Here is a 2,019-nt window from a genome sequence, read left to right on the forward strand (position 1 = left end):
AGGTTCGAGGTGACCATCACGGAGCTTTGTTCGTAGCGGGAGGCGATGCCCGGCCGCCCTTCGGTGACGCTGCGGGCGTCGCGATGGCGGTCGGGCGTGCGGGACCTCGGGGGGTCAGGCTGGGAAGTCGCCCGGAGAGACGCCGCGGGTACGGGCGTTGCCTCCCCTGGTGGGGGTGAGGGTGAGGGTCCAGATGGTCGAGCTGGTGGAGGTCGTGACGAACCTCAGCCGGTCGTCGAAGCGCTGGTAGGAGGGGTTACGGGTGAACCTGCCGCTGGAGGTGCTGAACCTGTAGCCGGAGGTGAAGAAGATGGTGTAGGTGCCGTCCCTGACCACCCTGACGGTGGCGGTGGACCGCGCGCGGACGTAGACGCTGAGCGCCTTGGACCTGCCGCGGACCAGGGTGATGACGGCGTCCGTCCGGTTGCCGTTCTTGACCTTCAGGGTGCCCTGCCCGCGGCTGTAGCGGGAGTAGAGGATCTTTCCGTTACTCGGCCGTGCCGCAGCCTCCGTGACGGAGACCGTGACGGTCTCCGCGGTCGAGGCGGCCGCAGGGGTGGCGGCGGTGTAGCCGATCAGCAGAGCGGATGTGAGGATCGCTCCCGCGAGGGGGCGTAGATTAACCATTGCGCAAATATGGCCAATCCTCGGTGGCAGGTCAAAGTCATTTGTGTCTACTGCGGCTTTTCAGCTGTTTTGCGAAGATATCGGAACCTTCGGCGAGCAAAAGAGCGCTTGAGGTGCCCGTACCGCATGCCCTGGCGGTGATCGCGGGGAGGTGAGATTCTGGATCGTTCCAGACGGATGTCGTTTTTCGCGGGTTGCCACGATCACGTACCTGGGGCCGGCCGATGAGAGAGGACGGCCAGGTCACCGGGCCGTGACGCGCGCCCCGCGGCCGGTCACCTGGGCGTGTACCAGAGAGTGACCTTCTCCAGCTCCGCGGCGGGACCGTCCGCGAGAACGCGCACGATCTCGCCGCGCAGGTCCAGCATGACGATCTTCGTGGTCTTCCCGGGCATGACGGCGAGGAGGTGGCGGTCGCCCAGCCAGCCGGCGAACCTCAACCCCTTCCGGATGGGGACGGTCGCCCTGCGCGCCGCCGTGGCGGCGTCCCACAGGCACACGTCGCGGGATCCGCCGGAGCAGCGGGTCGTGAAGACCGTCCCGAGGGAGGTGGCCCTGGCGTCGTCCGTCGTCAGCTCGCCCACCTTCGGGACCGTCCGCAGTACCGTACCGTCCAGGCGGTGGAAGAGGACCGACCCGTCCGGCCCGGCGTGCATGACCGAGGCCGAGTCCGGGCCCCAGACGTACTCGGCGTCGAGGCCGTCGCCCGGTACCGGGGAGACGCGGGCCGTGCGTGAGGCCACGTCCACGATCACGAAGCCCCTGGAGCGCTGTTCCTCCTCCAGGCCCTCGTAGATCGTCAGCAGGATCCTCGTCCCGGTCCCGTCCCAGTGGGGGTTGAGGGTCTTCAGTGGCGTGTCGACGGTCCTGACCTGGATGTCCTGGCCTCCCGCCGGATCCACGACCCGGACCAGGTCGAATTCCCCGGCCAGGAACTTGTTGTCCGGGTTGGCGGCGACGCGTGCCCCGCCCGGGGCGACCACGGCGGTCGTGAACGTTCCCAGGAACGTGAAGTCCGCACTGTCCCCTTGCCGGAGGTAGGCGGTGGCGCGAGAGTCCCGGTAGCTGGTGACCCGCTCGGTGTCCGATGGGTTCTCCCGCAGGGTGATCCTCGTTCCCGGGATCCGCAGGTCGGTCGTCGAGGCGGCGGCCATCGGCCCGGTCGCGGGCCTGGTGGGCGTGATGGAGGTGTCCGGCCTCGCCTCGCGCCGGGTGGCCGTCTCGGCGGCTTCGTCCCCCCTCGTCAGGTGGACCGCGATACCCGCGGTGAGTGCCAGTGCGGTGAGGGCCGCGACCGCCACGCGCACCCGGCGCCGCCGCGCCGGCGGCACGGACTTCGATCCGGGCAGGGGAACGGTCGCGCGGACGGGTTCGGTCGCGGCCGGCGCGGGC

At 69.6% G+C, this 2,019-nt stretch carries 1 protein-coding gene and 1 pseudogene; both read right to left on the bottom strand.

Annotated features, from left to right (window positions below; translation table 11 throughout):
• Positions 1–114 precede the first annotated feature (114 nt).
• A complete protein-coding gene (locus ABZ260_RS50475) occupies positions 115–627 on the bottom strand; it encodes a hypothetical protein (RefSeq protein ID WP_355632944.1) in 513 nt (170 codons plus the stop codon).
• Between the two features lie 275 nt (positions 628–902).
• Positions 903–2,019, bottom strand: a pseudogene (locus ABZ260_RS50480) (hypothetical protein); the annotation flags it as partial.

The sequence above is a fragment of the Streptosporangium sp. NPDC006013 genome (genome assembly GCF_040614275.1).
Lineage (GTDB): Bacteria > Actinomycetota > Actinomycetes > Streptosporangiales > Streptosporangiaceae > Streptosporangium.